Origin of the sequence: Nocardia sp. CA-120079, assembly GCF_050955745.1 — a bacterium.
Lineage (GTDB): Bacteria > Actinomycetota > Actinomycetes > Mycobacteriales > Mycobacteriaceae > Nocardia.
In genome coordinates this window covers 9,178,712-9,204,131 of the sequence record NZ_CP192088.1, presented here as the reverse complement: position 1 = coordinate 9,204,131, position 25,420 = coordinate 9,178,712, and the positions used below count along the sequence as shown (strand labels likewise).

General features: G+C 67.7%; 17 protein-coding genes. 11 read left to right on the top strand and 6 right to left on the bottom strand.

Annotated elements, in window-relative coordinates; all coding sequences use genetic code 11:
* Positions 1–11 precede the first annotated feature (11 nt).
* Together ACQPYR_RS41595 and ACQPYR_RS41590 are read right to left on the bottom strand one after the other, a co-directional pair.
* Positions 12–2,750, bottom strand: a complete 2,739-nt coding sequence (locus ACQPYR_RS41595) for a LuxR C-terminal-related transcriptional regulator (protein ID WP_433635393.1) — start codon at positions 2,748–2,750, stop codon at positions 12–14.
* Positions 2,750–4,564, bottom strand: a complete 1,815-nt coding sequence (locus ACQPYR_RS41590; RefSeq protein ID WP_433625370.1) for an Hsp70 family protein — start codon at positions 4,562–4,564, stop codon at positions 2,750–2,752. Before ACQPYR_RS41590 ends, ACQPYR_RS41595 begins: the two co-directional genes overlap by 1 nt.
* Positions 4,565–4,853: 289 nt before the next feature.
* On the opposite strand from ACQPYR_RS41590, the gene ACQPYR_RS41585 reads away from it, so the two are divergent.
* The 3 genes from ACQPYR_RS41585 to ACQPYR_RS41575 are packed head-to-tail and all read left to right on the top strand — an operon-like array spanning position 4,854 to position 12,339.
* Positions 4,854–8,891, top strand: coding sequence for an IniB N-terminal domain-containing protein (locus tag ACQPYR_RS41585; protein WP_433625367.1), 4,038 nt, complete (start codon positions 4,854–4,856; stop codon positions 8,889–8,891).
* Between the two features lie 32 nt (positions 8,892–8,923).
* A complete protein-coding gene (locus tag ACQPYR_RS41580) occupies positions 8,924–10,789 on the top strand; it encodes a dynamin family protein (protein WP_433625364.1) in 1,866 nt (621 codons plus the stop codon).
* Entirely contained in the window at positions 10,786–12,339 is a 1,554-nt protein-coding gene (locus ACQPYR_RS41575) for a dynamin family protein (protein WP_433625361.1), read from the top strand. The genes ACQPYR_RS41580 and ACQPYR_RS41575 overlap by 4 nt, the downstream gene beginning before the upstream one ends.
* Positions 12,340–12,452: 113 nt before the next feature.
* On the opposite strand, the gene ACQPYR_RS41570 is transcribed toward ACQPYR_RS41575, so the two are convergent.
* Positions 12,453–13,019, bottom strand: coding sequence for a TetR/AcrR family transcriptional regulator (locus tag ACQPYR_RS41570; RefSeq protein ID WP_433625358.1), 567 nt, complete (start codon positions 13,017–13,019; stop codon positions 12,453–12,455).
* A 74-nt stretch (positions 13,020–13,093) separates the two neighbouring features.
* Between ACQPYR_RS41570 and ACQPYR_RS41565 the strand changes: the two genes are divergently transcribed.
* Together ACQPYR_RS41565 and ACQPYR_RS41560 are read left to right on the top strand one after the other, a co-directional pair.
* Complete coding sequence (locus ACQPYR_RS41565) at positions 13,094–14,293, top strand: FAD-dependent monooxygenase (protein WP_433625355.1); 1,200 nt, start codon at positions 13,094–13,096, stop codon at positions 14,291–14,293.
* A 60-nt stretch (positions 14,294–14,353) separates the two neighbouring features.
* A complete protein-coding gene (locus tag ACQPYR_RS41560; protein ID WP_433625352.1) occupies positions 14,354–14,995 on the top strand; it encodes an endonuclease in 642 nt (213 codons plus the stop codon).
* Positions 14,996–14,998: 3 nt separating this feature from the next.
* Here the strand turns inward: ACQPYR_RS41560 and ACQPYR_RS41555 are convergent, their stop codons facing one another.
* Positions 14,999–15,271: a helix-turn-helix domain-containing protein gene (locus ACQPYR_RS41555; protein WP_397042605.1), complete on the bottom strand. Its 273-nt coding sequence runs from the start codon at positions 15,269–15,271 to the stop codon at positions 14,999–15,001.
* Positions 15,272–15,337: 66 nt separating this feature from the next.
* On the opposite strand from ACQPYR_RS41555, the gene ACQPYR_RS41550 reads away from it, so the two are divergent.
* Positions 15,338–15,952, top strand: coding sequence for an NUDIX domain-containing protein (locus tag ACQPYR_RS41550; RefSeq protein WP_433625349.1), 615 nt, complete (start codon positions 15,338–15,340; stop codon positions 15,950–15,952).
* 3 nt (positions 15,953–15,955) lie between these two features.
* Here the strand turns inward: ACQPYR_RS41550 and ACQPYR_RS41545 are convergent, their stop codons facing one another.
* Positions 15,956–17,116, bottom strand: coding sequence for a zinc-binding dehydrogenase (locus ACQPYR_RS41545; RefSeq protein WP_433625346.1), 1,161 nt, complete (start codon positions 17,114–17,116; stop codon positions 15,956–15,958).
* A 125-nt stretch (positions 17,117–17,241) separates the two neighbouring features.
* Positions 17,242–18,903, bottom strand: a complete 1,662-nt coding sequence (locus tag ACQPYR_RS41540) for an FAD-binding oxidoreductase (RefSeq protein ID WP_433625343.1) — start codon at positions 18,901–18,903, stop codon at positions 17,242–17,244.
* 441 nt (positions 18,904–19,344) lie between these two features.
* On the opposite strand from ACQPYR_RS41540, the gene dnaK reads away from it, so the two are divergent.
* The 5 genes from dnaK to ACQPYR_RS41515 all read left to right on the top strand — a co-directional run bounded on the left by dnaK (position 19,345) and on the right by ACQPYR_RS41515 (position 25,257).
* The gene (dnaK, locus tag ACQPYR_RS41535) at positions 19,345–21,192 is read left to right on the top strand and encodes a molecular chaperone DnaK (protein ID WP_433625340.1); all 1,848 of its coding nucleotides are present in this window, start codon (positions 19,345–19,347) and stop codon (positions 21,190–21,192) included.
* A complete protein-coding gene (gene grpE, locus ACQPYR_RS41530) occupies positions 21,189–21,842 on the top strand; it encodes a nucleotide exchange factor GrpE (RefSeq protein ID WP_433625337.1) in 654 nt (217 codons plus the stop codon). Before dnaK ends, grpE begins: the two co-directional genes overlap by 4 nt.
* Before the next feature lie 24 nt (positions 21,843–21,866).
* Entirely contained in the window at positions 21,867–23,030 is a 1,164-nt protein-coding gene (gene dnaJ, locus ACQPYR_RS41525) for a molecular chaperone DnaJ (protein ID WP_433625334.1), read from the top strand.
* The gene (locus tag ACQPYR_RS41520; protein ID WP_433625331.1) at positions 23,030–23,431 is read left to right on the top strand and encodes a heat shock protein transcriptional repressor HspR; all 402 of its coding nucleotides are present in this window, start codon (positions 23,030–23,032) and stop codon (positions 23,429–23,431) included. Before dnaJ ends, ACQPYR_RS41520 begins: the two co-directional genes overlap by 1 nt.
* A 656-nt stretch (positions 23,432–24,087) precedes the next feature.
* Positions 24,088–25,257, top strand: a complete 1,170-nt coding sequence (locus tag ACQPYR_RS41515; protein ID WP_433625328.1) for an FAD-binding oxidoreductase — start codon at positions 24,088–24,090, stop codon at positions 25,255–25,257.
* The last annotated feature ends 163 nt before the right edge of the window (positions 25,258–25,420 follow it).

The following is a 25,420-nucleotide window of genomic DNA, read 5'->3' as shown; positions in this document are numbered from 1 at the left end:
CCGCGCCCCGATCACACCAGCAGCGAGCCGTGTCCCATGGCGCGGAGCATCGACAATAACTCCGAACGGGAACGGGCACCGATCCGGCGTCGGATCCGGGCGACATGATGCTCCACCGTCTTGGCGGAAATGTACAGGCGAGCGCCGATCTCCCGGTACGTCAAACCGAGTAGGACGAGTTCGGCGACCTCGCGTTCGCGGTCGCTGAGAATCGCCGCGTCGGCAACCGGTGGCGGGGCGGCGGCCTGACCGTCGCCCGAGGCCGCGGCCGTCGCGGCCGGACGAGCCGCGGGCTCCTGCGGACGGGCGTCGGCGCGGACGGTTCTGGCCAGTTTCAGCAGGGTGGTCGCGGTAGCCGAATCGGCGGCGGCGAGTGCGGCCTCACTCGCGAGCCGGGCGGCATCCCAAGTCAGCCCGATCTCGCTGAGTCCGGCGACCGCCGCCTGCACCGGAGCCGCGGCGACCTGGCCGCGCAGCACCAGCACCCAGGTGCGGCCCGCGTCGGCGAGGATCGCGGCATGCCGGTCACCGGCCTCGGCCGCGGCCTTGAGCAGCCGGGCGTGCGGGAGCAGTTCCTCCGGGCTCTCGTGTGCGATCGCGGCCTGCACGCCGTACCAGTGGAAGGCATTGGCCCAGGCGGGCGGCTGGTCGAGGCGACGCAGCAACGCGAGACTGGCATCGACCAGCGGTGCGATCCGGCGCTCGTCGCGCAGCCGGATGCCCGCGAGCCACAGTTCGCCGATCGGCAGCAGGGTGAGCAGGTCGGCGTCGACGTCGTCGAAGAGCGGATAGGCGGCCTGCCAGGCGCGGGTCAGGGCAGCATGATCGCCGCCGCGGCGGGCCAGACCGACCGCGACACCGTGCGCGAGCAGGCGGTCGCGGATATCGAGGGAATCCATTTGCAGCGCGGCGACGGTGGTCGCGGCGGCCTGTTCGTCGCCGCCGAGCATTGCCGCCCAAGCGGTCAGCACCTGCAACTGGTGACAGCGCAGGCCGCTGGTGGTGGCCCGGCGCAGCGCCTCACCGGCACGTCGCGGTTCGCCGGTGCTCAGGCACAGCAGCGTCGCGATGGAGACCGCGGTGCACGGCAGGAACCGATCGGTGCTCGCATCGGCCTGCGCGGCCTGGATGAGCGCGGATACGGCTGTGGCGGTGCCGGTTCCGTGTTCGACGATGGTGCGCGCGAGTGCGGTGGCGATCAGGCGGGCGTGCGCATTGGCCTCGGTCGGCGGCCACTGCGTCGCCGATTCGGACAGCTCCGCCGCGGCGGTCACCGCACCGGCGAGATACTGCACGGTCGCGCCGACCGCCCAATCCGCCCCGACCCGGTGCGCGCCGAGCCAGGAATACAGTTGCGCCGCGCGCCCGACCAGACCGCGGCGGGTCAGCACCGCCGCGCAGATCCGCACGGCCGCAGCCAGTTCCGCGCCGGTGACACCGGGACGAGCCAGCACCGGTTCGGCAAGTCGCATGGCGGTATCGCCGTCGCCGGTGCATGCGGCCGCCTCGGCCCAGCGCAACGCGATGACGTCCGGATCCGCGCCGGTCGCCGCCGCGGCGGCGTAGTAGCGCACGGCCTCGCGTCCCGCCTTTTCAGCTGCGGCGCAGAGGAATTCGGCCAGCCGCTCGTCGCGAACACCGGATTCGGCGAGCAGCAGCGCGGTGTGCTCGCGCAGCAGACCCGCATCCAATCGCGCGTTGAGCAAACGACGCTGCACGGCCACGAAGCGGCGGTCGCCGAGCAGGGTGCGCAGCGGCGTGACGGCGGGTTCGAGCAGCAGATCGGCATCGGTGACCAGCGCGCTGGCCCTGGCCCGGTCGATCAGTTCTTGGGCCGCGGCGGTGTCCACGCCAAGGACCTCGGTGAGTTCGGAGGAGTCCAGGCCGGTGCCGGTAGTGGCGACGACCAGGGTTTCCAGCAGATCGGGCTCGAGATTGTCCAAGAGGGCGCGGGCCCAGGCGGCGACGGCGTCGTCGACGGCGCGGATGCCGGCATCGAGGCGGGCCGAGCAGGCGGCGGTCAGCGCGGCCACCACGCCACCGCGGCTGCCCGCGGTCTGGCGATGGATGTGCTGGGCGACCGGGCGCGGCACCGCCATACCCAATTCGCGGGCGAACGGGGCGATATCGGAGACACCGAGTGCGCGCAGGTCGGCCACCCGGCCGCGGCGGGCCACGGTGTCGGCGAGTGTGCGCAGCTGCGGATCGTGCGGGCGCGGCTGGGTCGCGACAATGACCGTGTAGCGGCCGGATTCGATGGTCGCGCAGAGGGATTCGAGATCCGAGTCGCTCAGGGTGTGAGCGTTGTCGATGATCAGGGCCGGACGCGGTGTGCGTGGGTGTGCGCCGTCGAGGCGGTGGATCGGATGCGCTCCGTTGTCGGTGCGCTGAATGATGTCGGTTTTCTTAGCGATTCGGGTTCTGTGGCCGTTGCCGGTGATGTGGGCCGCGCCGATGGTGTGCGAATCGTCGTGGTCGGGGTGCTGCCCGTCGGCGCGGTGGGCGTCAGCCGTCGCATGCGCTCCGTTGACCGAGCCTGCTTGCGCTGCAAGGTGTTCGGTCATTACGGGGTCGTCTCGGAACGGGATGCCATGGGCGCGCAGGCGAGCCCGGATCACCGACAGGAGGGTGGACTTGCCGGAGCCGGAGCGGCCCCTGATCAGATAGACGACCGGTTCCCGGTCCGCGGAGTCCAATTCGCGGAAGATCTCGCGGGCGCAGGGCAGCGTGTCGAAGGCGATATCACCCATCATCTGCCTCCGGGAATCTTGGGCAGTGCGGATTGGACGCCGCCGAGAGTGTCGCTCAAGGTGTCGCCCAAGTTGGTCTGTACGGGCGGCACGGTCGGGACCTGCACCTGCGTCGGTGTCTGCGGGGCAGGCTGCGGTTGTGGCGCGGGCTGGGTATGCGTCGCCGGAGCTTCCGCCGTCGGCTGGGTGGCCGGTGCGGGAGACGGTTGGTTCTGGGTGGTCTGGCCGTCGGCGGACTCGCCTGCGACGGGTTGGCTGCTCGCCACCGCGACGGTGCTCGTCGCAGCGGAACCCGGTTGTCCCGCAGCGGGTTTCGGCTTCGGACTGCCGACGGGCGAATCCTTCGCCGAGGTCGTCGCCGAGCCGGTGGGATTGCCGTCACTGGTCGCCGCGACGACGGACCCGCCCGGCGTTGTCGTCGGATCGGAGCTCACCGGTGAGGTCGGACCGGGCTGGGCGCCGGTGCCGATGGCGACGGTGCCGGTCGCAAGTGCGCCGAGCACCAGTGCCGCACCCGCGATGACGGCGGCGCGGCGGCGGCCGCTGCGGCGGGGCCGGTCGCTCGCGCCGGGCAGGGTCTTTTTGGGCACGGCGTCATCGTGGGAAAGGCCGCCGCTTGCTACCGCGCTGGCGGCGACGCGGCTGTCGGCGGACTTTTCGACCGGCCGCGGCACGGTGGGCAGCTCCTCGGTTCTCGCGTTGCTGCCCATGACTGCGACCGGGGTGCGGTCCACGGTGACCGACATCAGGTCCGCGGCCAGTTCGGCGGCGCCGAGCGCGCTGGTGAGCCGTGGTTGCGGCGCCGCGACCACGGGGAGTGCGAATTCGGTGGAGATCAACTCGGCCACCAGCGGGATCGCACCGCCGCCGCCGGTGAGCAGCACCCGGCCGATTTTGCCGATATCGAGTCCGGCGCGATGTACCGCGTCACGGACGAGATCGAGTGAGGTGAGTAAGGGACCGCGCAGCAGGTCTTCGAGTTCGTCACGGACCAGCCGGATGTTTTCGGCATGGTGATCATCCGGGTTCAAACGGACCGGGACAACCGTCGCGGTATTTGTGGAAAGCTCTTCTTTCGCATATCGGCAGCGATCGCGCAATGCCGACAATTCCCGTTCCACCACCGGATCGAACGGATCGAAATCATTTCCACGCAAGGCATTAGCCAGGACATAGCGCATGGTCAACAGATCGAATTCGGCGCCGGCGACATCGGTGGTGCGTAATGGCGCGCCGAGCACGGCCGCCTGCGCGCCGGTGCGGACCACCGAGACGGTGAGGCCGGAAGCACCGAGGTCGTATACGACGACCGTGCCGTCGCCGAGCGGGCCGTGCGCGGCCTCCAACCAGCGCACCGACGCGGTCGGCTCCGGAACCAAGGTCACCTCGCGCAGGCCCGCGCGATCCAGCGCGGCCCGCTGCACATCGACGGTATGTCGCGACCACCACGCCGGATGGCAGGCGACCATGGAGTGCGCGGCGCCTGCTCCGATCTCATCGATCAGACAGCCGACCGCGGTGGCCACGAGATCCGCTGCGGAGTGGGCGGTTCCGTCCTCGGCGAGGATATCCACCGGATCACCGACCCGCGCGAGAAAGCCCTCGAGTACAACGTCACTGGAGTGCCTGCCGGTGGGGCGAGCGCCGCTCCCGAACGCGGGCGCCGCATGCGGGGCGAGGCGCAGCACACTCGGATGGGTGATGACAGTGTCGCCGGAGTGACCCCTGTCATAGTCGCTGCCGCCCCCCGGGGTCGCCACGGCGACCGAATTCGACGCTCCGACAGTGATGCCGAGCGCCAGACGCTCTGTCATTCGAGAACCCCGTTCGAAAACTGTGTGGCCCGGTAGTCGCTGTTGTATAGACGGGAAGGCGCAGTGGACCTGCCAGCCGCAACACTTCTGTCGGTTGCTGGGCATCAGCCGTTACTCAGTCGGGGAAGGTGCGGGGAAATTCCCCTAATGGTTCGGGGGTCCCTAACGGGAACGTGCGGTTCGCAGTAGGGGTGCGCCCCGTTTCGGAGTAACGCCGGGCGTCCCTAGCGTGAAATGCATTCCAACGACTGCGGATCGCGAGGGTCCGCTCATCCAGGAGATGATTTCGATGACACCCAACGCGATTCTGGAGTTCATTCTCAACCTGCTCCGTGACCACGAGGCCGCGGTGGGTTATTGCGCCAACCCCGGCCAGGCGCTGGCAGCTGCCGGTTTGCCCGCCGTGACGCCGGAGGATATCGCCGCCGTCGCCCCCATGGTCGCCGAATCGGCCCTGATCGCGGGCGGCTCACAGCTGTCTGCGATCGTGGCGGCCGGCGGCGCCGGAGCGGTCGATACCGGCGCCGCCGCAGGGGCCAATACCGCCGCCGCGGTAGGACTCGGTGCGGCCGCCGACGCGGGCGTGGACCTCGGCACCGATATCGACCTCGGCGCGGACCTGGGCCTCGGCGTCGGCACCGGGCTCGACCTGGGTGCCGGGCTCAACGGCGCGATCGGCGCGGGCCTGCAGGCCGGAGCCGAACTCGGCGCCGGTCTCGGCAGCATTGTCGGCGCGGGCGCGGATCTGACCGCCGGCCTCGGCGGTGCGATCGGTGCGGGCGTACAGGCCATGACGGGTCTCGGTGGCGCGCTGGGTGGCGCGATCGGTGCGGGAGCACAGGCCGGCGCCGATCTCACCACTGGTCTCGAGGGTGCGCTCGGTGCCGGAGCGCAGGTCGGAGCGGGGCTGGAGGGTGCTCTCGGCGCGGGCCTGAACGGCGGCGCGCAGGTGATTTCGGGCTTGGAGACGGGTCTCGGTGGCGCAGTCGGCGCGGGTGGCGATCTCGGCGCCGGGCTCAGTGGTGCGATCGGAGCGGGTACCCAGTTGGGTGCCGACCTCGGCGGTGCCCTCGGCGTCGGTGCCCAAGCGGGCGCTGACCTGGGCACGAGCCTTTCGACCGGCCTGAATGGCATTGTGAATGCGGGCACGCAGGTCGGCACGGGTCTGGAGGCGGGCCTCGGTGGTGCTGTGGGTGCGGGTGGGCAGGTTGGCGCGGATTTGGGTGCTGGTCTGGGTGGTGTGGTTGATGCGGGTGCGCAGGCCGCGACGGGCCTTGGTGGCGCTGTCGGTGCGGGTGGCCAGCTCGGCACGGATCTCGGTGCCGGTCTCGGCGGCACGATTGGTGCAGGGGCACAAGCGATTTCGGGCTTGGAGACCGGCCTCGGCGGCGTAGTCGACGCGGGCGCCGATCTCGGTGGCAGCTTGGGGGGCGCTCTGGACGCCGGCGCCCAGGCATCGACCGGATTCTCCAGCGCAATCGGCACCGCAGCCGACGCGAACGCTGATTTGTCCACAGGCCTGACGGGCGCGGTAAACACCGGTGCGCAGGCGGGCACTGATCTGGGTGGCAGTCTGTCGACCGGCTTGGGGGGCGCAGCGGGTGCCGGCGCCCAGGCGGGTGCCGACCTGTCCACAGGGCTGAGCGGTGCCGTTGGCGGTGGGGCGCAGGCAGGCTCCGATCTGGGTGGCAGCTTGTCCACCGGTCTGGGTGGTGCTGTTGATGCGGGCGCCCACGCGGCCGGTGGTCTGGAAACCGGCCTGTCCACCGGAATCGGTGGCGCGCTCGGCGGCGGTGCACAGCTGGGATCGGATCTGGGCGGGAGTCTGTCGACCGGTCTGGAGGGTGCGGCAGGCGCTGGAGCCCAAGCAGGTGCTGATCTGTCCACAGGACTGAGCGGCGCGCTCGGTGGCGGCGCGGAACTGGGGACCGATCTCGGAGCCGGTCTGTCCACCGGTCTCAGCGGTGCTGTCGATGCCGGTGCACACACGGGTGCCGATCTGGGCGGCAGCTTGTCCACCGGTCTGGGTGGCGCCGTTGATGCAGGAGCGCAGGCCGCCGGTGGTCTGGAGACCGGCTTGTCCACCGGAATCGGTGGCGCGCTCGGCGGCGGTGCACAGCTGGGTTCCGAGCTCGGCGGCAGTGTGTCGACTGGTCTGGAGGGCGCGGCAGGTGCCGGTGCCGGTCTCGGTGGCGGTTTGTCCACCGGTCTCGGCGGTGCTGTCAGCGCTGGTACGCAAGCTGGCGCCGACTTGGGTGGCAGTCTGTCGACCGGTTTGGGAGGCGCAGCGGGTGCTGGTGCCCAGGCGGGTGCCGACCTGTCCACAGGGCTGAGCGGTGCCGTTGGCGGTGGGGCGCAGGCAGGCTCCGATCTGGGTGGCAGCTTGTCCACCGGTCTGGGTGGTGCTGTTGATGCTGGTGCGCAGGCTGCTGGTGGTTTGGAGTCCGGGTTGTCCACTGGAATCGGTGGTGCGCTCGATGGTGGTGCGCAGTTGGGGTCTCAGCTCGGTGGCGGCTTGTCCACGGGCCTTGGTGGCAATTTGTCGACTGGTCTCGAGGGTGCAGCAGGTGCCGGTGTGCAGGCAGGTGCTGATCTGGGTGGCGGCTTGTCCACGGACCTCGGTGGCAATTTGTCGACCGGTCTCGAGGACGCAGTAGGTGCCGGTGTGCAGGCAGGTGCTGATCTGGGTGGTGGGTTGTCCACAGGTCTGGGTGGTGCTGTCGACGCGGGTGCTCACGCGGGGAGCGGTCTGGAGGCGGGGTTGTCCACCGGGATCGGTGGGGCTGCACAGGCCGGTGCGGGGGTCGGGGGTGGGTTGTCCACAGGGGTGAATGGGGCTGTTGATGCTGGGGCGCAGGCTACTTCGGGGATCGAGGGGGCTTTCGACGCGGGGGCGCATGCGGGAAGTGGGCTCGGGGGTGGGCTGGAGACTGGGCTCGGCGGTGTGGTGGATGCCGGGGCCGGGCTCGGTGGCGGCGTGTCGAGCGGGGCTTCGTCCGCGATCGGTACCGGTGCTCAGGTGACGACGGGGCTGGAGTCGAGTTTGGCTACCGGTGCGGCGCTCGGTGCGGGCGCTGAGCTCGGTGGCGGGTTGTCGAGCAGTCTCGGTGGTGCTCTCGGCGGTGGTGCGCAGGTCGGATCGGATCTCGGCGACGCTGGGGCGCACGCCACGTCCGGGTTCTCCAGTGCCCTCGGTGGCGCGGCTGATCTGGGCGGCGGTTTGTCCACGGGTCTGGGCGGTGCCGTCGGCGCCGGGACGCAGGCCGGTGCGGGGCTGTCCACGGGTGTCGGCGCCGGTGCGCAGGCGGGCGCCGATCTCGGTGCGGGCCTGTCCTCGGGTCTGAGCGGCGCGGTCGGCGCTGGCGCCCACGCGGGTTCGGCGCTCGGTGCGGGTGTGAGCGGTGCGGTCGGCGCGGGTGCGCATGCGGGTTCGGAGCTGGGTGCGGGCTTGTCGTCGGGTGTGAGCGGTGCGGTCGGTGCCGGTGCGCATGCGGGTTCGGAGCTCGGTGCGGGTGTGAGCGGTGCGGTCGGTGCCGGTGCGCATGCGGGTTCGGAGCTGGGTGCGGGCTTGTCTTCGGGTATGAGCGGTGCGGTCGGTGCCGGTGCGCATGCCGGTTCGGAGCTGGGTGCGGGACTCTCGTCGGGTGTGAGCGGTGCGGTCGGCGCCGGGACGCAGGCCGGTGCGGGGCTGTCCACAGGTTTGGGCGGTGCTGTCGATGCCGGGGGCCATGCGGCTACCGGTCTGGAGACGGGACTGTCCAGCGGAGTCGGTGCGTCCACCGGGCTCGGCGGCAGTGCGTCCACCGGAGCGCAGGGCGCCGTCGATGCCGGAACACACCTGGGGACGGGTCTGGAGACCGGTCTTTCCAGCGGAATAGGCAGTGGCGTGCAGGCCGGCAGTGGCCTGGAAACCAGCCTCGGCGGCGGTGCGCACGCCGGAACCGGTTTGGCCACAGGCCTTTCCACCGGTGTCGGTGGCTCGGCGGACGCGGGCCTCGGCGGCGGACTCTCGTCGAGCGTCGACTCCACGGTGCACTCCGGCGCCGCGGCGCAGGGCACCGCCAACGGCGCCGCGGATCTGGGCGGTCACGCCGGTTCGGCACTGACCGGCGGCGCCGCCTCGACCGTTGGGTCCACTGCGAATACCTGGTCGTCGCTGGATGTTTCGAATGCATTCGGTTCCGGACTCGACAGTTCGGCCGGATCGCATCTGGACACGTCGGTCACCGGGCACAGCGATTCCAGCCTCTTCGCCGATACTCATGCGGGTACCGATCTGGCCGGACATGCCGGCGGCGATCTGGGCGGCGACGCCTTCCTGCACTAAGCGGCAGCGGATATTCGTACGAAAGAGGTTCGATGGGGACACCCGCAGTCAATGCTCAACCGCCCGCGGTACCGCTGCTGACGGTATTGGGTGAAACCATCGCCGCGGCGCGTGCCGCGGGTCGCAATGATCTGGTCGGTCGCCTGGAGATGGCGGCCGACCGGGTCCGCGATCCGCGGCGCCGCATCGTGATCGTCGGACAACTCGGCCAGGGCAAGAGTTGTTTCGTCAATGCGTTGTTGAATCTGGAGATCTGCCCTGTCGGCGATGACGCGACCACCGCTGTCCCGACCTTGCTCGCGCACGGTCCCGAACCATATGCCGAACTGGTGCTGGCGGGTCCGAGCGGAACCGAGGAGGCGCGAGTTCCCCTGCCGGTCGAGGAGATCGGCATGATCAATGTCCGCACACCGCAGGCACACGGCCGGCGGGTGCTGCGCATCGAGATCCAGCTTCCGAATCCGCTGTTGGCCGACGGCATCGTCCTGGTGGACACACCGGGCGTCGGCGGCCACGGAAGTGGTTATGCGGCAGGCGTACTCGGCCTGGTCGCCACCGCCGACGCGGTGCTGGTGCTCTCGGATGCCTCCACCGAACTCACCGAACCGGAACTGGCCTTCCTCCGGCAGGTCCGCGAACTGTGCCCGACCACCGCGCTGTTACTCACCAAGATCGATCTGTATCCGCATTGGCGCCAAGTGCATCAGGCCGACGAGGGCCATCTGAGCCGAGCGCGAGTCGAGGTGCCGGTCATCCCGGTTTCCGCGGTTCTGCGCAGGCACGCGATGATTCTGCAGGACCAACAGTTGGGTGCCGAATCCGGCTTCGGTGTGCTGTACCAGTTCCTCCGCGAACAGGTGGTGGCCCGCGATCAAGCCGCCACCTTGGTTGCGGTGGCCCACGATATCCAGTCCGCCGCAGAGCATTTGGCGCTCGCGCTCGGCAGTGAACTGGTCGCGCTGCGCGATCCCCGCCAGGGCGCGATGGCGGTCCGTGAGCTGCAAATCGCGAAGACCACCGCCGAGGATCTGCACCGGCGTACCTCGGCCTGGCAGCTGACCCTCTCCGACGGCATCACCGATCTGGCCGGCGATGTCGATCACGATCTGCGCGAGCGCCTGCGCGAGATCGCCCGAACCGGTGAGGAGTGGATCGATAAGCACGATCCGGGCCGCCATTGGGACCGGATTGCCGAATGGCTCACCGGCGATATCGACACCGCCCTCGGCGACAACCTGCTCTGGACGCATACCCGCGCCGTGGAACTCGCCGAGCGGGTCGCTGAGCACTTCACCGAGATCGGCATGGTCGAACTGCCCGATGTCAGCTCCGGCCTGCATACCGACGACAGCCGCGCCGGCGGAGGGACCCTTGCCGATCTCGAGCCCGATATCGGTTTCGGCAGCAAAATTCTGGTCGGCATGCGGGGTTCCTACGGCGGTGTGCTGATGGTCGGCCTCGCGACCACCTTCGCCGGGCTGGCGATGCTCAATCCGATCTCCATCGGCGCCGGTGTCCTGGTGGGCGGCAAGGCTTTCCGCGACGACAAGCAGGCCAGGCTGGCCCGGCGCCGCAATGAGGCCAAGGTCGCCATTCGGCGCTTCATCGATGACGTCGCGTTCCAGGCGGGCAAGGAATCCAAGGACCGCCTGCACCGCATTCATCGGGCTCTGCGCGATCACTACACCGGCGTCGCCGAACGCAGCCTGCGCTCCATCGACGATTCGCTGCGGGCCGCGCAGGAGGCGGCGAATATGGAAACGGCCCGCCGGACCGAGCGCTGCGCGGTACTCGACCGGCAGCTGCACATGGTCGCCGAGCTGCGCCGCTATGCGGATGCTATGCAACCTGCCATCGCCGCGCCGCGGAAAGGAGCCGCCGGTACGGTAACCCCGTGAGAAGAGACGTGACCCGGCATGATGCTCGGCGGGCGCCCGGCATCGTCGCCGAGGCGCATCAGCTGGTCGCGGCGGCCAGGCAGGCATTTCCCCGTGAGCCGCGACCGCGTGCGCTGCTGGCCGACTGTGCCCGCCGCCTGGATCAGCCGCTGCGGGTTGCGCTGGCGGGTTCGTTGAAGGCTGGCAAGTCGACTCTGCTCAACTCCCTGGTCGGTCAGGACATCGCCCCGACCGATGCGACCGAATGCACGCGCGTGGTCACCTGGTACCGCAACGGCTCGACCCCGAGCGTGACGGCCTACGCATCGGACGGCTCGACAGCGAATGTGGTGGTGCGACGCGGCAGCGGCACGCACGGGCTTACCTTCGATTTGGAACGACTGAACTGGAATGCGCCGGGCCCGCGCGAGGTGGACCACCTCGAGGTCGAGTGGCCGGCTGCCGCACTGTCGAATACCACCATTATCGACACCCCTGGCACATCGTCGCTGTCGCGGGAGGTGTCATTGCGGACCGCGCGATTGCTCACGCCCGGTGACGCCGACGGCATGGCGGCCGTATCGATTCCGGGTGCGGACGCCGTGGTCTATCTGCTGCGTCGGCTCGACGACGCCGACGTCCGGTTCCTCGAACAGGTCGGTGCCGGAACCGCTGGTGCGCAGGGTATTTCGGGTCCGCTAGGTGTTATCGGAGTGGTCTCGCGTGCCGACGAGATCGGGGCGGGCCGAATCGACGCACTGCATTCCGCTCGCGATGTCGCGGCACGTTTCGCGGGCGAGTTGGAGCGAACGGGACTGTGCCAGGCGGTAATTCCGGTCGCCGGTCTGCTCGCATTCGCCGCGGCGACCCTGCGTCAGCAGGAATTCACCGCCTTCGAGGCGCTGGCCCGGGTGCCGGTCGACGAGCTGAGCGCCGCACTGCTCTCGGCGGATCGCTTCGCCCGCCCCGATATTCCGCTCCCGGTGCCGCCCGAACTCCGCGCTCAGCTGGCGGCCCGTTTCGGCCTGTTCGGAATTCGGATGGCGGTCACACTGATCCGCCTCGGGGTGCGCGACTCCGCCACGTTGGCAGCGGAATTGACCAACCGCAGCGGTGTGGACGAACTCCGCTCGGTGCTCGACGTCCAATTCGGCCAGCGCGCCGACCAGCTCAAGGCGCACTCGGCCCTCACCGCCCTGGCCCGCGTCCTCACCGCATATCCCGGCACCCCCGCCGACCAGCTGCTACCCCGAGTCCGCACCTTGCTCGCCGACGTGCACGGTTTCGCCGAACTCCGCCTACTCGGTCGCCTGCGCACTGATGAATTGGCGCTGCCCGCACCGGATCTCGCCGAACTGCACCGGCTGATCGGCGGCTCCGGTGTCGCCCCGCATCTGCGACTCGGCCTGCCCTTCGGCGCCGACCCCGCCCTACAGCGCGCCGAGGCCATGGCCGCCGTGCGCAAATGGCGTGCCCGCGCCCGCCACCCCCTGGCCGACCAGTTCACGACCACCGCCTGCCTCACCGCAGCCCGCAGCGCCGAAGGAACTTTGAGCCTGTTGCCAGAGTAATTCTCGGCGCGGGGTGATCTGCGCGCGATCAACGTGGGGAGCGGATCGACGGCGGTGCCGAGGACCCGTTGGTGCGGCCACACATCGCGCGCGGCAGCTGGTGCGCTGGGGTGTCAGCCGGTGATTCGGCGTAGGGCGTCGGCCAACTCCTTGCCCGACGGTGCGTGCCGCGGATCGATCAAAACCTGCGCCGCCAACCCCGTCAGCAGCGCCTGATAGAACGACCCGATGGCGCGTCCGCCTTCGGTATCGGATTCATCGATGCCCTCGAACAGGCGGGCCAGCCCGCGGCGAGCTTCGTCGAGACTGCCCGCCAACTGTTCGCGGGTCGCCTCGTCCTGCCCGGACTGGGCGAGGATGTCGAAGGTCGCCGACCAGAGCCCGCGGTGATCGGCGATCGAGTCGAGCACCGCGGTCCAGTTCGCTTCGAAACGTTGTAGCGCAGTCGAATTCGGCTCCGCCGCCGCGCTCAGGGTGCGTTCGAGTTCGTCGCCCCACTCCCGATTCGCCTCGGCCAGTGCCGCATTGAGCAGCGCCTCCTTGGAGCCGAAGTGGTAACCGATGGCGGCCATGCTGACCCCGCCCGCGGCATTCGAAATGTCGCGCACGGTGGTGCGCGTATAGCCCTTCTCGAACAGGCAGCGGCGCGCGCCCGCCAGCAGATCCTCACGATTTCCCATGGTCGGCATGCTAGCGCAATCGCCTCAGGCATTCGTCTTGCGCAGATGCCTAAGACAAATGTACAGTTTCCTGCATGAACAAGAACCGCACCGTCCTCATCTCCGGAGCGAGCATCGCCGGACCGGCACTGGCCTTCTGGCTGCACCGCTACGGATTCACGCCGACGATCGTCGAGCGCGCACCGCGGCTGCGCGAAGGCGGTCAGGCCATCGACGTACTCGGCACTGCGACCGATGTTTTGCGTCGCATGGGCCTGCTCGAGCGGGTGCACGAGCTGAGCACCGGCAAGCGCGGCACCTCCTATGTCGACGCCGCGGGCAAAGTGAAGGCAGACATCAGTAGCGAAGTCTTCAATGGCGTAGGAGCCAACGGCGACACCGAGATTCAACGCGGTGACCTGTCCGGTGTGCTCTACGAGGCCACCAAGGACAACGTCGAGTACCTCTTCGACGACTCGATAACCGAACTTGCCCAGGATGATTCGGGCGTGCACGTCACCTTCGTCAATGCCGAACCCCGCACCTTCGACCTGGTGATCGGCGCGGACGGTGTGCACTCCAATACCCGCAAACTGGTCTTCGGCCCGGAATCGGACTTCATCCGGCATATGGGCTATTACATTTCGATTTACACCACCCCCAACCCGCTCGAACTCGATCGCTGGGAGCTGGACTACAACACTCCCGGCACCATCGCGGGCAGCTACAGCGCACGCCGGAACACCGAAGCCAAAGCGGTTTTCGCGTTCGAATCCGAGCAACTCGACTACGACTACCGCGATATCGAACAGCAGAAGCAGATCCTCGCCGACCGATTCGCGGGTCAGGGCTGGGAGGTGCCGAAACTGCTCGCACACCTCGATGCCGCCGACGATTTCTACTTCGACGCCATGGCACAGATCCATATGGCGGACTGGTCCAAGGGCCGCGTCGCACTGGTCGGCGATGCGGGCTATTGCGCGTCACCGCTATCCGGTCAGGGTGCGGACCTGTCGCTGGTCGGCGCCTACATCCTGGCCGGTGAGCTCGCCGCCGCGGGTGGTGATCACACCATCGCCTTCGCCCGCTATCGCGCGGAAATGCTGCCGATGGTGCGGGCCTGTCAGACCTTCGCCGAGGGCGTCGGCAAATGGTATGCGCCGCCGAGCAATTCGATGATCCGCATGCGCAATCTCAATGTCCGTCTGCTGCCGTATCTGCCGTGGCGGGGTCTGATCGGCGGCGCACCGCAGAAGGTCGCCCGCACGGTCGCCGCGAAAGATTACGCGGCGTAGTCCCGGGTGTGGACCGGCGACCCCTGGGTACGCCCCGGATATCGAACCCAGGAGCATGCGATGACTCAAAAAGATGTGGTGAACGCTTTGCTGGACCGGGCGGGCACCGGCTACGCGGCCGAGGCCGGCATCACCCTGGCCGATAAACCCGCTCCGCTGTTCCAACTGCTCATGCTCGCCGAATTGCTCAGCACCCGGATCTCCGCCGATATCGCCGTCGCCGCGACCAAGGAACTGGTGAGCACCGGATATCGCACCCCGAACCGGGTCGCGGACGCCGACTGGCAGGAACTCGTCGACGCACTCGGACGCGCACATTACAAGCGCTACGACGAAAGCACGGCGTCCCGCCTTGGCGCCAACGCGTCTCGCGTGCTCGACCGCTACGGCGGCGATCTGCGCAAACTCGCCGACGAAGCCGACCACGAGCCGACCCGCGCCGCCGAACTGCTGCAACAGTTCCAGGGTATCGGCCCGACCGGCAGCGATATCTTCCTGCGCGAAGTCCAGGACATATGGACCTGGGCTCGACCGCATTTCGACGAACGCGCCCTGCGCGGCGCCGAACGCGTCCGACTTCCGCAAGACCCGGACCGCTTGGCCGATCTGGCCCCCGAAAACCACACCGCCGACCTGGCCGCCGCATTGGTGCGTGTCGCACTTGACCGCGAGATCGCCGATCAGGTGCTCGCCGCCACCTGAGGATCAGGTGATCAGCACCTGTACCCGCAGACCGGCCGCGGCGATCATATTGACCAGCGCGTCCAGGCTGAACAGCTGCGTCCGGCCGCCGAGCAGATCGGAGATCCGCGCGGCGGTCACGCCTAGGTGCTCGGCGGCGGCGTCCGGACTCCAGCCCTCGGCCGCGATCCGGTCGGTCAGTTCGAATATCAACTGCGACCGCAGCCGCATGTTCTCGACGTCGCCTCGGATGTCGTCGATCGCATCCCACACGATGTCGAAGATCTTCTCGGCCATGCTTAGCCCACCTTCTCGAGCTGTTCGAGGACGTATGTGCGCTGCTGGTGTACAAGTGGAGAGACCGTGCCCATCGTCGCAGCAGGTGCGGTCAAACGGCGGCAACTCCGCCGAACCCGCGTATTTCCGGACCCGGCGAAGGAAGGTCGTGAGGTGATGTCGGACCGTGACGCGAAACCGTTCGCCCAGGTGAGACTGGCTGCGGGGGCTCTTTTCGTGCGCGGCGAGGACGTGCTGCTCGTCCATTCGGTCGATCGGGGCGGTTGGGACATTCCGGGCGGCATTGTCGGGCCCGGCGAATCACCGGCAGCGGCCTGTCGCCGCGCGATCGGCGAAGAACTCGGCCTCGACCGCTCACCGCAGCGCCTGCTCGTGCACGACTGGGCACAGAACCCGGCGGGCGACAAGATCCTCTACATCTTCGACTGCGGTGAACTCGGCGAAGAATCGGCCGTCCGACTGCCGGCGAGCGAACTGGACCGCTGGCAGTGGGTCCGCGTCGACACCGTGGACACCTTCGCCCGAGCCGAACTGTGCCGCCGCGTCTGGCAGGCCTTCCGTGCCCGGATGGAGGGCCACGCCGTCTACCTCGAGCACGGCGAACCCGCGCTCAGCTACCCGGACACCGCAGCGCCCTCATGGCTCGATCGGCAGCCCGATCGCGACCGGCACCTCGGCTGAGCGTCAGGGCGTCGTCGCCGTACTGACGGGGTCGATCAGTATCTTCGCGTGCTGTTCCGGATCGGCGAGCGCGGTGAACGCGTTATCGATACCGTCCAGCCCGACGGTTCCGGTGATCAAGCGGGCCGGATCGACCTTCCCGTCGGCGATCATATGCAGCGTGTCGCGGAATTCGCCCGGGTCGTAGCCGAAGGCGAAGCGAAGTTCGATTTCCTTGTTGATGGCCATCGCGGGTTGGAAGCGGTCGGTCTCCATACAGACGCCGACCACGACAACGCGCGACAGCGGCGGCGCGGCCACGAGGATCTGATCGATAATGCCCGGCACCCCGACGCATTCGAAGACGACCGGACCCGCCGGACCCGCATCGAGCGAGTGCGCCAGCCGGAAGACGTACCACCAGGGCAGATTCGGGATTCGGCGCAGCCGTTCCATGGTGTCGAAACCGAGGCTGAGAATATCGGTGACGCCATTGATCCGCCCGCGCTTCGGCGCTGCCTCCCAAGGGGATTCGGTCGCGGGATCGACGACGATATCGGCGCCGCAGCCGACGGCGAGTTCGCGGCGGCGCGGCGAGAAATCACTGGCGACCACCGTGCGCACCCCTGACGCCTTCAGCATGCTGATAACAGCCAAACCGATTGGACCACAGCCGATTACGAATGCGGTCTGCCCTCTGCCGACTCGCCCCTTGCGTACCGCGTGCCAGGCGACGGCCATCGGTTCGGTGAGTGCGGCATGTTCGGTCGAAAGTCCGTTCGGGATCGGCATGGTCATGGACTCCTGCACAACCACCTGCTCGGCATACGCGCCGGGCGCGGCCGCCGAGAGCCCGGTCAGCTGCGGTGCGCCGTCGTGGCGCACGATCGGCAGTGCCACCACGGGTGTACCCGTGCGCCAGCGTTTGCGGCAGCCCGGCCCGTAATCGACTATCTCGCCACTGAATTCGTGTCCGAGCACCACCCTCTGCTCCGCGCGCATGAATTGGTCGTATCCGGTGCGTGCGGCCAGCTCGGCCATCTCGTCGGCATGGGTGCGGGCATGCAGATCGGACCCGCAGATGCCGCACCGTGACACATTGATCAGCACCTGCCCGCGCCCGGGCGTCGGTGCTGGCAAATCCTCCACCGAAAACTTGGTATCGGTGACGACGGCGGCCCTCATAACGAACTCCTCGGATCGCGTCGGGACGGCTCGCAACCTCCCGTTATCGCCACCCTACTTGCCGTGCGGGAAGAAAATGCGTGTCCGAGTCAGTAGACCACCATCCCGCGGCGCACGAGCTGAGCTCAGATCAGCACGCCGGGATTGAGGATTCCGGCCGGATCCAGCGCGGATTTGGCGGCCCGTAAGGCATTCGCGAACGGGTCGGGGCGCTGCCGGTCGTACCAGGGTCGGTGGTCCCGTCCCACCGCGTGATGGTGGGTGATGGTCCCGCCCGCAGCCGAGAGTGCTTCGGAGACAGCGGCTTTGATGTCATCCCACTGTGCGAGCGTACTGCCCCAGCGACCCGCGGCGTAGATGCCGAAGTACGGCGCCGGACCGTCCGGATACACATGGGTGAAGCGGCAGGTCACCACGCCGGTGGCGCCGACGGATCGGATGGCCGCATTCGCGGCCTCGGTCACGGCTGCCTTCAGCTTGTCGAATTTGTCCCAGGTGCAGGCGGTTTCGAAGGTTTCGGTGATCATCGACCGGGCCGCGAGGGCGTCGCGTTGATAGGGCATACGCAGGAATGACGAACGCCAGGTGTCGGCCGCACCCGAACCTGCTCGGTGCTCGGTCGATTCGGTGTAGCGCGCGGGTTCGGGAAGAGTGCCGCCGTGGTCGGCGACCAGCTCGAGTGCGCGTTCCATCCAGGTGCGCGTCGGGTGATCGGCGGATTCGAATCCGAGCACCAGCACACCACCGCTCGTGGCGGCACCGGCATTGAGAAATGCCTCGGCCGGATCGAGCAGCCGGCAATTGGTCGGGTAGAGGCCGGACTGTGCGATGGCCCTGGTCGCGGCCACGGCCTGGGTGTAGTCGCCGAAGTGCGCGGAAGCCGTTGCGCGCCAACGCGGCCGGTCCTGCAAGCGCATCCACGCCTCGGTGATTATCCCCAGTGCCCCCTCGGATCCGAGGAACATCCGATCCGGTGACGGCCCGGCCCCCGATCCGGGCAACCGCCTCGATTCGCCTGTGCCCGTCGGGGTTACCACGCGCATCGACTCGACCAGGTCATCGATATGGGTGTACAGCGTCGCGAAATGTCCACCGGCCCTGGTGGCCAGCCAGCCGCCGAGCGTCGAGAATTCGAACGACTGCGGAAAATGCCGCAGCGTCAGATTCACGCCGCGCAGTTGATCCTCCAGCGCCGGACCGAAGACGCCGGCCTGGATTCGCGCCGCCCGGCTGGTGCGATCGATCTCGAGCACCCGATCGAGCCGACCGAGGTCCAGACTGATCGCCCCCGCGAATTCGGTCGATCGAGCGGGCAATCTCGGCTCGACCCCGCCGACCACGGAAGTTCCACCCCCGAACGGGATTACCGCGATATTCGCCCCGGCGGCCCAGTCGAGCACGTCGACGATCTCGCCCTCCGTGCGCGGCCGAACGATCAGATCCGCCACATTGCGCACCTCGCCGAGTAGATTGCGCACCACATCGCGAAATGCCTGACCGTGCGCGTGCGCCGCCCGATCGGCCGGATCGGTCGACACCAGTCCGGCGAGCGAATCCGGCGCGGTCACCCTCGGTTCGGGCAGTCCGAGCGATTCGACCGACGGCGGTTCGTGTGGCGTCAGATCCGCATCGGGCAGAATCGCCGCGACCCGCGCCGTCAGTGCTTCCCGCTCCGCGCCGACGACCGCGTCCTCGACATTGCCCCAGCCCCACCAGGACCGCGTCTTCGTCGGCACATCCACTCCTCTCGGCGGATCGACGGCACTCGCCGTCGCCGTCACCGCCATCCTCGTGGACCATCGAATCGACGGGCAACCCGCTTCGGACATCCCGGGGCGGACGGAATCGGGGCCGGTTCGCCGTGGTCGTCGGTGGATCACAAGTGGTCGACGATTCGGGCTCGGGCCATCGGGCCTGACAAGAATGGCGGGCGACGGCCCGTTCTTCCCGCATCGGGAATAGAACATCGTGGGCCGTCGGTTGAGCTGATCGACAGTGTTGAGTGTGTTCGGCTCAAGTTTCAGTTGACGCCCGGTGTCGAATGGGTGCAGGATTGAGCCGACCACGCTCAGCGTTGCTGGGACCGTGCTCCGTGAGGTGCTTGGGGCGAGGTCTCGCGGCACTCGACTCGGTTGTCCCGAGCGGCTGTCGCAGAGCGGGTAGAGCGCCCGAAAACCGCGATTACCCAGCACCGACACAAGAAGTTACGTCAACTAGGAGGAACCACCATGGCTCGTGCGGTCGGAATCGACCTCGGGACCACGAACTCGGTCGTCGCCGTTCTCGAAGGCGGCGAGCCGGTCGTCGTCGCGAACTCTGAAGGATCGCGCACCACCCCATCGATCGTCGCGTTCGCCAAGAACGGAGAGGTTCTGACGGGTCAGCCCGCCAAGAACCAGGCGGTCACCAATGTCGACCGCACCATCCGCTCGGTCAAGCGCCACATCGGCACCGATTGGTCGGTGGCCATCGACGACAAGAAGTACACCGCGCAGGAGATCAGCGCGCGCGTGCTGATGAAGCTGAAGCGTGACGCCGAGGCCTACCTGGGCGAGGAGATCACCGACGCGGTCATCACCGTGCCCGCGTACTTCGAGGACTCGCAGCGTCAGGCCACCAAGGAGGCCGGTCAGATCGCCGGTCTGAACGTGCTGCGCATCGTCAACGAGCCCACCGCGGCCGCACTCGCGTACGGCCTGGACAAGGGCGACAAGGAACAGACCATCCTGGTCTTCGACCTCGGTGGCGGCACCTTCGACGTCTCGCTGCTGGAAATCGGCGAAGGCGTCGTCGAGGTCCGCGCCACCTCCGGCGACAACCACCTCGGTGGTGACGACTGGGACGAGCGCGTCGTCAGCTGGCTGGTCGACAAGTTCAAGGCCAGTGCGGGCATCGACCTGACCAAGGACAAGATGGCCATGCAGCGCCTGCGTGAGGCGTCCGAGAAGGCCAAGATCGAGCTGAGCTCGAGCCAGAGCACCTCGATCAACCTGCCCTACATCACCGTCGACGCCGACAAGAACCCGCTGTTCCTCGACGAGCAGCTGACCCGCGCCGAATTCCAGAAGATCACCTCGGACCTGCTCGACCGCACCCGGGCGCCGTTCCAGTCCGTGATCAAGGACGCAGGCATCAATGTCGCCGATATCGACCACGTCGTGCTCGTCGGTGGTTCGACCCGTATGCCCGCCGTCTCGGACCTCGTCCGCGAGCTGACCGGCGGCAAGGAGCCCAACAAGGGCGTGAACCCGGACGAGGTCGTCGCCGTCGGCGCCGCCCTGCAGGCCGGTGTGCTCAAGGGTGAGGTCAAGGACGTCCTGCTGCTCGATGTCACCCCGCTGTCGCTGGGTATCGAGACCAAGGGCGGCGTGATGACCAAGCTCATCGAGCGCAACACCACCATCCCGACCAAGCGCTCGGAGACCTTCACCACGGCCGATGACAACCAGCCGTCGGTGCAGATCCAGGTGTTCCAGGGTGAGCGTGAGATCGCCTCGCACAACAAGCTGCTCGGTTCCTTCGAGCTGACCGGTATCCCGCCGGCCCCGCGCGGCGTGCCGCAGATCGAGGTCACCTTCGATATCGACGCCAACGGCATCGTGCACGTGACCGCGAAGGACAAGGGCACCGGCAAGGAGAACACGATCAAGATCCAGGACGGCTCCGGCCTGTCCAAGGAGGAGATCGACCGGATGGTCAAGGACGCCGAGGCGCACGCCGCCGAGGACAAGGCGCGCCGCGAGGAGGCCGAGACCCGCAACCAGGCCGAGTCGCTGGTGCACCAGACCGAGAAGTTCATCAAGGACAACGAGGACAAGGTCCCCGCGGACGTCAAGACCAAGGTCGAGGCGGCCATCGCCGAGGCCAACGAGGCGCTCAAGGGCACCGATATCGCGGCCGTGAAGTCCGCGGTGGAGAAGCTGGCGACCGAGTCGCAGGCGCTGGGTCAGGCGATCTACGAGGCATCGGCCGCCGACCAAGCCGCGTCCGGCAACGGCGCGTCTAGCTCCGCAGGCGATGACCAGGTCGTGGATGCCGAGGTCGTTGACGAGCCGGTCGACACGGAGAAGAAGTGAGCGACGGAAACTCCGAACAGGAGCCGATCACCTTCGTCGACAATCGCAAGATCGATCCGGAGACAGGTGAAATCCGGGAACCGGCGGCGCAACAGCCCGCCGCCGGGCCCGGTCCCGAAGCCGGGAACGGCACCGAACCCGTCATCGGTTCCGATGAGGGCGCCGAGATCCTGGCCGAGGCCATCACCAAGGAACTGGCCGAGCGCACCGCCGACTTGCAGCGGCTGACCGCCGAATACGCCAACTACCGGCGTCGGGTCGAGCGGGACCGCCAGGCCACCATCGATTCGGCCAAGGCGGCCGTGGTCTCCGAATTGCTCGGTGTACTCGACGATCTCGATCGTGCGCGGGCGCACGGCGATCTCGATGCCGGACCACTCAAGTCGGTCGCGGATAAGCTCGCCGACGCGCTGCACAAGCAGGGACTGCAGGAATTCGGTACGGAGGGTGAGCCTTTCGACCCGACCCTGCACGAAGCCGTGCAGCACGAGGGCTCCGGACACGATCCGGTGATCGGCCTTGTCATGCGCAAGGGCTATCGGTTCGGCGATCGAGTGCTTCGGCACGCGCTCGTCGGGGTAACCGATGGCGTGGCCGATCTGGTCGAAGAAGAGGCATCGGATGCTGATGCCAATGCGAACAACCAATAGGAACCCGAGAGGAGGAGATGCCCGGTGAGCCAACGGGAGTGGATCGAAAAGGACTTCTACAAGGAGCTGGGTGTCTCCTCCAGCGCCTCGCAGGACGAGATCAAGAAGGCGTACCGCAAGCTCGCTCGTGATCTGCATCCGGATGCCAATCCCGGCGATACCAAGGCCGAGGAGCGGTTCAAATCCGTCAGCGAGGCGCATGCCGTGCTGTCGGATCCGGCCAAGCGCAAGGACTACGACGAGACCCGAAAGCTGTTCGCCGGTGGCGGATACGGGCGCGGTGGCTTCACTCCCGGTGCGGGCGGCGGCTTCTCGCAGGACTTCAATATCGGGGACATCTTCGGCCAGGCGAGTGCCGGCGACGGTGGCCTCGGTGACCTGCTCGGCGGCCTGTTCAACCGGGGCGGCGCGCGCACCGCGAGCCGTCCGCGCCGCGGCGCCGATGTGGAGACCGAGACGACTCTCGGCTTCCGTGAGGCCGCGCAGGGTGTCACGGTTCCGCTGCGAATGACCAGTCCGTCGCCGTGTACGACTTGTCACGGCAGCGGCGCCAAGCCGGGAACCAGTCCGCGAGTCTGTCCCGTCTGCAATGGCAACGGCGTGATCAGCCGCAACCAGGGCGCGTTCGGCTTCAGCGAGCCGTGCGACGAATGCCGTGGTAGCGGTTCGATCATCGACGATCCGTGCATCGACTGCCACGGCAGCGGCATTCAGAATCGGACCCGCACCATCACGGTGCGGATTCCCCCCGGTGTCAGCGACGGGCAGAAGATCCGGCTGGCCGGACAGGGCGAGGCCGGACTGCGTGGTGCGCCCTCGGGTGACCTCTATGTGACCGTGCACGTCAGCCAGGACAAGGTCTTCGGCCGCAACGGCGACGACCTGACCCTGGTGCTGCCGGTCAGTTACAGTGAATTGGTGCTGGGTACAACGGTTTCCGTGCCCACGCTGGAAGGGCGCGTCGGTGTCAAGGTGCCTGCGGGCACCGCGGACGGTCGCATCCTGCGGGTGCGCGGCCGTGGCGTGCCCAAGCGCGGTCCCGGCGGCGGGGCGGGCGATCTGCTCGTCACCGTCAAGGTGGCCGTGCCGCAGAAGCTGGACGACAATGCCGCCGAGGCGCTCAAGCGCTACGCGGAGGCGGAGAAGACCAGCGGGTTCGATCCACGTGCGGGATGGGCAGGTGCGTGATGTCCGATAATCCGAAGCAGGCGTCCGGCGGGGCGTCGCGGGCGGAGGTCTTCATGATCTCCGTGGCGGCCCAGCTGGCGGGTATGCACGCGCAGACACTGCGCACGTATGACCGCCTCGGACTGGTTACGCCGCAACGGACTTCGGGTGGCGGTCGACGTTATTCGGCACGGGACGTCGAACTGCTCCGCGAGGTGCAGCGGCTGTCCCAGGACGAGGGTGTCAACCTGGCGGGCATCAAGCGCATCATCGAACTCACCAATCAGGTCGAGGAACTGCAACAGCGCGTCGCCGAGATGGCGGCCGAGCTGGACCGGCTGCGCGCGGGGTATCGCCCCGATCTCGCACCGCCGCAACGCAGTACCGCACTGGTGGTGTGGAAGCCGCGCAATAGGCGCTGATAAGCGCGAAAAGGCTCCGGGATTCGGTTTCGACCGAGCCCGGAGCCTTTTGTCATTTCGTGCCGATAAGTGAATGCGTTATGTCGCAACGTCGAATCGGGTTGCGGATCCGAATAACCGCTGGCAGTGCTCGAGCAAACTCCGGAACCGGGTTTCATTACCCGACAACCGGTTCGGCCCCTTGCGGGTGTCAGTGTGTGGTTCGGCAGGGTTGCCAACGATGTGCCGAGCTGCGAAGTTTGCTGTGGCCCTTGCTTCGGCAAACAATGCGCCGGATCGCGCCGCCGACTCCGTCGGTCGCCAGGTCGGCCTATGCCGACGGTTTGCTCGAGCCGGATGAGCGGTCTCGGATCGCGGGTTGCCGCACGATCGCTCCGATATACCGAATGGGATGAATCTTGCAAACCGGGCCTTCCGAATTCGGTGAATATATGACGGATTTCGCCGTCGTGTTCGTTCTTTCGGTTTGTTTTCAAGGGTTTTCGTAGGGCGGTTCCTCGTTTAGGGGGAATTACATGCGTGATGTTTATGCGACTGATACCGCTGCTGGCAAACCTCGCCTACACTCGTTACGCATCGGCTGCTGTCGAGTGTCCCGCAGCACCTCACTCGCCGGCACGGGTTTGTGTTCGAGTGCAAAAGGGGTTGTGACACAAATGGACTCGCGGACCGTCGCTTTGATAAGAACGACGTTCAAGGCGGTTGCTGCGGAGGAGGGGGGTCCGGCCAAGCTAGCCAGTTCGTTCTACGCAATTCTGTTCACGGACTATCCCGCCGTACGGGATTTCTTCCCCGCAGCGATGGATTCCCAGCGTGACAGATTGGTCAAGGCCATCTCCTACGCGCTGGATCGGCTCGAGGAGCCGAACAAGTTATTGCCATTCCTCGCCCAACTCGGGCGCGATCACCGCAAGTACGGGGTGCAGGCCGCGCATTACACCGCCGTGGCGACCTCGTTGAAGTCCGCGATGCGGATCTTCGCGGGCACCGAGATGTGGACCGACGAGGTCGATCGGGCCTGGGACGAAGGCCTGAAGATCGTCGGCGACACCATGATCGGCGCGGCCGAACAGGAATCGGCACCGCCGGTCTGGAGCGGGACCGTCGTCGAGTGTCGCGAGGTGCTGCGCAATCTCGCTGTGGTGCGGCTGCAGTTGAATCAGCCGATGCAATACGCCGCGGGCCAGTACATCAGCGTGCAGATCCCGGCCCGGCCGCGCATGTGGCGCTATCTGTCCCCAGCGGTGCCCGCGAATGCGAACGGGGAGATCGAATTCCACATCCGCGGCGTGCTCGGCGGCTGGGTCAGTCCGGCCATCGTCGGCCACACCAATATCGGTGACCAGTGGCTGCTCGGTTCACCGCTCGGCGGACTCGGCGTGCCGCGCAATGTGAAACGCAAAATGCTGATGGTCGGCTGCGGTACCGGCATCGCACCCCTGCGCGCCCAGCTCATGGCGATGGCACTGCGGCGCGTCAATCCGCGGGTGCATCTGTTCGTCGGCGGCCACCACCCGTGTGACCTCTACGATCTGGAGATCCTGAGCCAACTGGCCACCGCCAATAAATGGCTCACCGTCACGCCGGTCACCGAGAGCGATGAAAACCCTTGGTGGTACCTGGATTCCGGCGAGCCGGCGCATACCTGGCCGGGCCTCGAAGCCCGGATGACCGGCCAGATCGGCAAGGTCGTCGCGAGCTACGGCTCCTGGTCCGACCGGGATGTGCAGATCGTCGGATCACCATCGATGGTGCAGACCACCAAGTTCCGTCTCATGGCAGCAGGTACGGAGACCAAGAACATCCGCCACGATCCGCTTTTCTGAGTTGTTGGCCGCGGCTCCGCCGCGGCGTGTTCGCGGCCCCCTGGTGTCTCGCGTCCGAGCGGCCGAGACTCGCGACTTCGTCGCATGCGCTTCGGCCACTCGGACGCGAGACGGGCCGCGAACTCCTCGCTCGTAAGACTCGCTCCGTGGTGGTCGGACTGTC

Coding starts and splice junctions, on each gene's coding strand:
- ACQPYR_RS41560 (WP_433625352.1), top strand. CDS start 14,354: ATGACTCAAAAAGATGTGGTGAACGCTTTGCTGGACCGGGCGGGCACC.
- ACQPYR_RS41570 (WP_433625358.1), bottom strand. CDS start 13,019: ATGGGAAATCGTGAGGATCTGCTGGCGGGCGCGCGCCGCTGCCTGTTC.
- ACQPYR_RS41555 (WP_397042605.1), bottom strand. CDS start 15,271: ATGGCCGAGAAGATCTTCGACATCGTGTGGGATGCGATCGACGACATC.
- ACQPYR_RS41540 (WP_433625343.1), bottom strand. CDS start 18,903: ATGGCGGTGACGGCGACGGCGAGTGCCGTCGATCCGCCGAGAGGAGTG.
- ACQPYR_RS41590 (WP_433625370.1), bottom strand. CDS start 4,564: ATGACAGAGCGTCTGGCGCTCGGCATCACTGTCGGAGCGTCGAATTCG.
- ACQPYR_RS41545 (WP_433625346.1), bottom strand. CDS start 17,116: ATGAGGGCCGCCGTCGTCACCGATACCAAGTTTTCGGTGGAGGATTTG.
- dnaK (WP_433625340.1), top strand. CDS start 19,345: ATGGCTCGTGCGGTCGGAATCGACCTCGGGACCACGAACTCGGTCGTC.
- ACQPYR_RS41595 (WP_433635393.1), bottom strand. CDS start 2,750: ATGGGTGATATCGCCTTCGACACGCTGCCCTGCGCCCGCGAGATCTTC.
- ACQPYR_RS41515 (WP_433625328.1), top strand. CDS start 24,088: ATGGACTCGCGGACCGTCGCTTTGATAAGAACGACGTTCAAGGCGGTT.
- ACQPYR_RS41565 (WP_433625355.1), top strand. CDS start 13,094: ATGAACAAGAACCGCACCGTCCTCATCTCCGGAGCGAGCATCGCCGGA.
- ACQPYR_RS41585 (WP_433625367.1), top strand. CDS start 4,854: ATGACACCCAACGCGATTCTGGAGTTCATTCTCAACCTGCTCCGTGAC.
- ACQPYR_RS41580 (WP_433625364.1), top strand. CDS start 8,924: ATGGGGACACCCGCAGTCAATGCTCAACCGCCCGCGGTACCGCTGCTG.
- ACQPYR_RS41520 (WP_433625331.1), top strand. CDS start 23,030: ATGTCCGATAATCCGAAGCAGGCGTCCGGCGGGGCGTCGCGGGCGGAG.